The organism is Streptomyces sp. NPDC059455, from assembly GCF_042750115.1.
Taxonomy (GTDB): Bacteria; Actinomycetota; Actinomycetes; order Streptomycetales; family Streptomycetaceae; genus Streptomyces; species Streptomyces endocoffeicus.
The window spans coordinates 1-5,982 of record NZ_JBHYVB010000363.1; the positions used below are offsets into that span (position 1 = coordinate 1).

1 protein-coding gene is annotated in these 5,982 nt (G+C 74.3%); it reads right to left on the reverse strand.

Annotated elements, in window-relative coordinates; translation table 11 throughout:
* The coding region (locus tag ACFXB5_RS52000) for an Ig-like domain repeat protein (RefSeq protein WP_385222719.1) at positions 1 to 5,982 on the reverse strand (5,982 nt) is incomplete at both ends.

Below are 5,982 nucleotides of genomic sequence, written 5' to 3' on the forward strand. Positions count from 1 at the left end.
GCCGCGGCGGGGGGGGGGGGGGGGGGCGGCGCCCCCCCGGGCGTGGGGGCGCCGCCGGCCCCCCCCCCCCACCCCCGGGGCGCTCGGCACCACCGTCGCGGTGAGGGTGACGGGCTGGCCGCTGACCGTGGGATCCGGCGCGGAGACCACCGCCGTCGTGGTGGCCGCCTGGTTCACGGTCCGGGCGTCGGTGCCGCTGGACGAGAGGAAGCTGGGGCCGCCGTCGTAGGTGGCGGTCACCGTGAAGCCGCCGGCGCTCGTATAGGTGTGGCTGATCGTGGCCACCCCGCCGGCCAGCGGGGCCGACGCGACCGGGGAGCCGTCGCCGAAGTCGAAGGTGACGGTGCCGGTCGGCACCCCCGCCCCCGGGGCGATGGGGGCCACCGTCGCCGTGAGGGCCACCGGCTGCCCGACCACGGAGGGATCGGGCGCGGAGGACACCGTCGTGGTCGTGGACGCCGGGGCGACCGTCTGGGGGTCCGTGCCCGCGGAGGAGCTGAAGTTGACGTCCCCGCTGTAGGTGGCGGTGACCGTGTACGGGCTGCCCACCGCGGTCGTGTAGGAGTGGACCACGGTCGCCACCCCGGCGGAGAGCGACGCCGTGGCGGTCGCCGTGCCGTCGCCGAAGTCGAAGGTCACCGTGCCGGTGGGCACCCCGGCACCGGGCGGGGTCGGCGCCACGGTCGCGGTGAAGGTCACCGCCCGGCCGGTCACCGAGGGGTCCGGGGAGGAGGTCAGGGTGGTCGATGTGGTGGCGGCGCTCACCGACACCGTGTGCGTCCCGGTGGCGGTGGAGGGCGCGAAGTCGGCGTCGCCGCTGTAGGCGGCGGTGACCGTGAAGGGGCTGCCGACCGAGGTCGCGTAGGGGTGGGCCACGGTGGCCACCCCGCCGCTGACCGATGCGGTGGCGGTCGGCGTGCCGTCGCCGAAGTCGAAGGTCACCGTGCCGGTCGGGCCGCCCGTCCCCGGGGCCGCGGCGGAGACCCTGGCGGTGAAGGTGACCTGCTCGCCCGCCACGGACGGGTCCGGAGAGGTGACCAGGGCAGTGGCGGAGGCCGCCTGACCGACCGTCTGGGTGTCGGTTCCGGTGGAGGCGGTGAAGTCGGCGTCGCCGCTGTAGGAGACGGTGATGGTGTACGGGCTGCCGGAGGTGCTCGGGTAGGCGTGGGTGATGCTCGCCGCCCCGTCGGCGAGCGGCGCGGTGACGGCCGGGGTGCCGTCGCCGGGGTCGAAGGTGACGGTGCCGGTGGGGATGCCGTCCCCCGGTACGGCCGGTGCGACGGTGGCGCCGATGGTCACCGCCTGACCGGCTACCGAGGGGTCGGGGGTCGAGGTCACCGTGGTGATGGTCGCGGCCGGGTTCACGGTCTGGGTGGCGGTGCCGGTGGACGCGGTGAAGTCGGCGTCGCCGCTGTAGTCCGCCGTGATGGTGTACGGACTGTCGAAGGCGATCGGATAGGCGTGCATGGTGGTCGCCACCCCGCGGGTGACCGGCGCCGTGACGGCCCCCGTCCCGTCGCCGAAGCCGAAGGTGACGGTGCCGGTGGGGGTTCCGGCTCCCGGTGCGACGGCCGCGATGGTGGCGGTGACGGTCACCGGCTGGCCGGTGACCGACGGATTGGGCGAGGAGTCCACCGTCGTCGTCGACAACGCCCGCTCGACGCTATGCGTTTCCGTGTTCACCGAGCCGATGAAGTGGGCGTCCCCGCCGTAGGTGGCGGTGACCGTGTACGGGCTGCCCGCCGCGGTGGCGTAGGTGTGCGCGGCCGTCGCCACACCGTCCGTCACCGGGACGTCGACCGTCTGCGTACCGTCGCCGAAGTCGTAGGTCACCGTGCCCGTGGGCGCGCCCGCGCCCGGCGCGACCGGCGCCACCCTCGCGAGGAACGTCACCGGCTGGCCCGTGACCGACGGCTCCGGAAGATCGCTGACGGCGATGGTGGCCGAGGCGCGGCCCACGGTCTGGGTGTCGGTGCCGAGGGATGTGAGGAAGTGCGCGTCGCCGTCGTAGGTGGCGGTGATGGTGTACGGGCTGCCGGAGGCGTCGGTGTAGGCGTGGGTGACGGTGGCCACGCCCGCGGTCATGGGCGCGGTGATGGCCGGGGTGCCGTCGCCGGGGTCGAAGGTGACGGTGCCGGTGGGGGTTCCGGCTCCCGGTGCGACGGCCGCGATGGTGGCGGTGATGGTCACCGGCTGGCCCGTCACCGAGGGAACGGGCGAGGAGGCCACATCGGTGTCGGTGGAAGCCGGGGCGACGGTGTGGGTGTCGGTGCCGGTGGAGGCGGTGAAGTCGGCGTCGCCGCCGTAGTTCGCCGTGATGGTGTACGGGCTGCCCGAGGTGTCGGCCCAGGTGTGGGTGACGGTGGCCACGCCCGCGGTCATGGGCGCGGTGATGGCCGGGGTGCCGTCGCCGGGGTCGAAGGTGACGGTGCCGGTGGGGGTTCCGGCTCCCGGTGCGACGGCCGCGATGGTGGCGGTGATGGTCACCGGCTGGCCCGCCACCGACGGATCCGGCGCCGAGACCACCGCCGTCGTGGTGAGGGCCCGGCCGACGGAGTGGGTGACGAGGTCGCCGGAGCCCGTGAAGTCGGGGCTGCCGCCGTAGGTGGCGGTGACGGGGTACGGGCTGCCCGCCGCGGTCGTATAGGCGTGCACGGCCGTCGCCAGGCCGTCGACGACCGGGGTCGCGGCCGGGGTGCTGCCGTCGCCGAAGTCGAACGTCACCGTCCCGGTCGGCGAGCCCCCGCCCGGTGCCACGGCCGCCACGGTCGCCGTGAAGGAGACCGGCCGGCCCACGACGGACGGCTCCGGCGCGGCGCTCACCGTGGTGGTCGTCGCGGACTGCAGGACCGTTTGCGGCTCGGTGTCCACCGAGGACCGGAAGTCGTCGCTGCCGCCGTATGTCGCGGTGATCGTGTACGGGCTGCCGAGGCTGCTCGTGTAGGTGTGCGTAAGGATGGCGGCCCCTCCGGTCAGGGGCACGTCGACCGCCTGCGTGCCGTCGCCGAAGTCGAAGGTGACCGCGCCGGACGGCACCCCGGCCCCCGGCGGCACCGGGGCGACCGTCGCCGTGATGGTCGTCTCCTGGCCCGCCACCGACGGATCGGGATCGGCGGTCACCGTGGTGGTGGTCGAGGACGGATGGACGGTGTGGACGTCGGTGCCGGTGGAGGGCGCGAAGTCGCCGTCGTCGCCGTAGGTGGCGCTGATGGTGTACGGGCTGCCGGACGTCCCCGGATAGGCGTGGGTGACCGCCGCCACTCCGGCCACGCTGGGGGCGGTGACCGGCGGAGTGCCGTCGCCGAAGTCGAAGGTGACGGTTCCGGTGGTGGTGCCCGAACCCGGGGCGACGACCGCCACGTTGGCGGTGACGGTCACGGGCTGGCCGACCTGGGACGGGTCCGGCGAGGAGAAGACGGTGGTGGAGGTGGCCCCCGGGTCCACGGTCTGGGTGAGGGTGTCCGTGGATCCGGTGAAGCTCACGTCCCCGTCGTAGGTGGCGGTGACGGTGTACGGGCTGCCCGCGGTGCCCGGGTAGGCGTGGACGGCGATCGCGGTTCCGCCGGTGAGGGGCGCCCGGACCGCCTGCGTGCCGTCGCCGAAGTCGAAGGTCACCGTGCCGGGCGGGGTCCCCGCGCCCGGCTGCCCCGACGCCACGGTCGCGGTGAAGGTGACCGGCTGGCCGGTCACGGACGGATTCGGCGCGGAGCTCAGCGTCGTGGACGACGAGGCCGGGGTGACCGTCTGGATGTCCAGCCCGGTCGACCCGGTGAAGTCGTCGTCCCCGCTGTAGGTGGCGATGATCGTGTACGGGCTGCCCGCGGTGGAGGCGTAGGCATGGCTGGTCGTCGCCGTGTCGCCGGTGAGCGGGACGGTGACGGTCGTGCTGCCGTCGCCGAAGTCGAAGGTGACGGTGCCGGTGGCGGTGCCCGCGGCGGGCGGGAGGACCGTCACGGTCGCGGAGACGGTCACCGCCTCGCCGATGACGGACGGGTCCGGGGTGGTGCTCACCGTCGTCGCGGTGGCGGAGACGTTCGTCTCCACCTGCTGGACGGTGGTGCCGGTGGAGGTGGCGAAGCTGTCGTCACCGCTGTAGGTGGCGGTGATGGTGTACGGGCTGCCGGCGGTCGAGATGTAGGCGTGCGTCGTCGTGGCCACACCGTTGGCGACCGGCGTGGTGGCGGTCGTGGTGCCGTCGCCGAAGTCGAAGGTCACGGTGCCGGTCGGCGCGCCCGCGCCCGGCGGCACCGGCGCCACCCGCGCGATCAGCGTGACGGTCTGGCCCACCGCCGACGGAGTCGGTGACGAGGTCACGACGGTGGTGGTCGCGGCCGGTGCGACGGCGTGGACGAGGGTGTTCTCGGACGGGGCGAAGTCGGCGTCGCCGCCGTACTCGGCCGCGATGGTGTAGGGGCTGCCGGCCGTGCTGGCGTAGGCATGCGTGACCGTGGCCGAACCGGCCACGAGCTGGGCGGTGACCGGCGGGGTGCCGTCGCCGAAGTCGATGGTGACCGGTCCGGTCGGAGTGCCCGCGCCGGGCCCGGTGGGGGCCACGGTGACCGTGACCAGCTCGCCCGTGACGGACGGATCGGGCGTGGCGGTGATCGTGGTGGCGGTCGCGGCCGGGTCGACGGTGTGGAGCTTGGTGCCGACGGACGCCACGAAGTTGGCGTCGCCGTCGTAGGTGGCGGTGACCGTGTACGGGCTGCCGACCGCGGTGGTGTAGGCGTGATCCGTGGTCGCCGAACCGCCGGTGAGGGGGAGGGCGAGGGGCGCGGTGCCGTCGCCGAAGTCGAAGGTGACCGTGCCGGTCGGGGTGCCGGAGGCGGGGGGCGCGGCCGCGACGGTCGCGGTGAAGGTCACCGTCTCGCCGGTCACCGAGGGGGACGGCGAGGCGGTCACCACCGTGGCCGACACGCCATGGACGACCTGATGGCTGTCCGCCGCCGAGGACGGCTGGAAGTTGGTGTCGCCGCTGTAGGTGGCCGTGGCCGTGTACGTGGTCGCCGACTCCGGGTTGGTGTGGGCCACCGTGGCCGTGCCGCCGGTCACGGGCGCCGTGACGGGCGGCGTGCTGTCGCTGAACTCGAACGTCACCGTGCCCGTGGGCGAACCGGCCCCCGGGGTGTCGGGGGTGACCTTCGCGATGAACGTCGTGGACTGCCCCACGCTGGACGGGTCGGGCACGGAGGCCAGGGCGGTGGCGGTGGTGGCCGGTTCGACGGTCTGGATGTCGGTGCCGCTGGACGCGGTGAAATCGACATCGCCGTGGTAGGTGGCGGTGACCGTGTAGGGGCTGCCCGCGGTGTCGGTGTAGGTGTACGTGGCGGTCGCGGTGTCGCCGGAGAGGGGCGCGGTGAGGGGCGGGGTGCCGTCCCCGGGGTCGAAGGTGACCGTCCCGGTGGGGGCGCCCGCGCCGGGTGGCACCGCCGTGACCGTGGCGGTGAAGGTCACGGGGTCGCCCACCGTCGAGGGGTCGGGCGCGGTGGTCACGGCGGTCGCGGTGGCGGCCGGCTGGACGGTCTGCGAGTCGGTGCCGAGGGACGTCAGGAAGTTCGTGTCGCCGTTGTAGGTGGCGATGATGGCGTACGGGCTGCCGGTGGTGTCGGTGTAGGTGTGTGTGGTCGTTGCCTGGCCCGCGGACAGGGGCTGGGTGAGGGTCGGGGTGCCGTCGCCGAAGTCGAGGGTGACGGTGCCCGTTGGCGTTCCCGCCCCCGGGGAGACCGCCGTGACCGTGGCGGTGACGGCCACGGGCTCGCCCACCGCCGAAGGGTCGGGTGCGGAGGACACGGCGGTCGCGGTCGAGGACTGCCCCACCGACTGGAGGTCCGTCCCCGTGGAGGCGGTGAAGTTCGTGTCGCCGTTGTAGGTGGCGGTGACGGTGTAGGGGCTGCCGGTGGTGTCGGTGTAGGTGTGTGTGGTCGTTGCCTGGCCCGCGGACAGGGGCTGGGTGAGGGCCGGGGTGCCGTCGCCGAAGTCGAG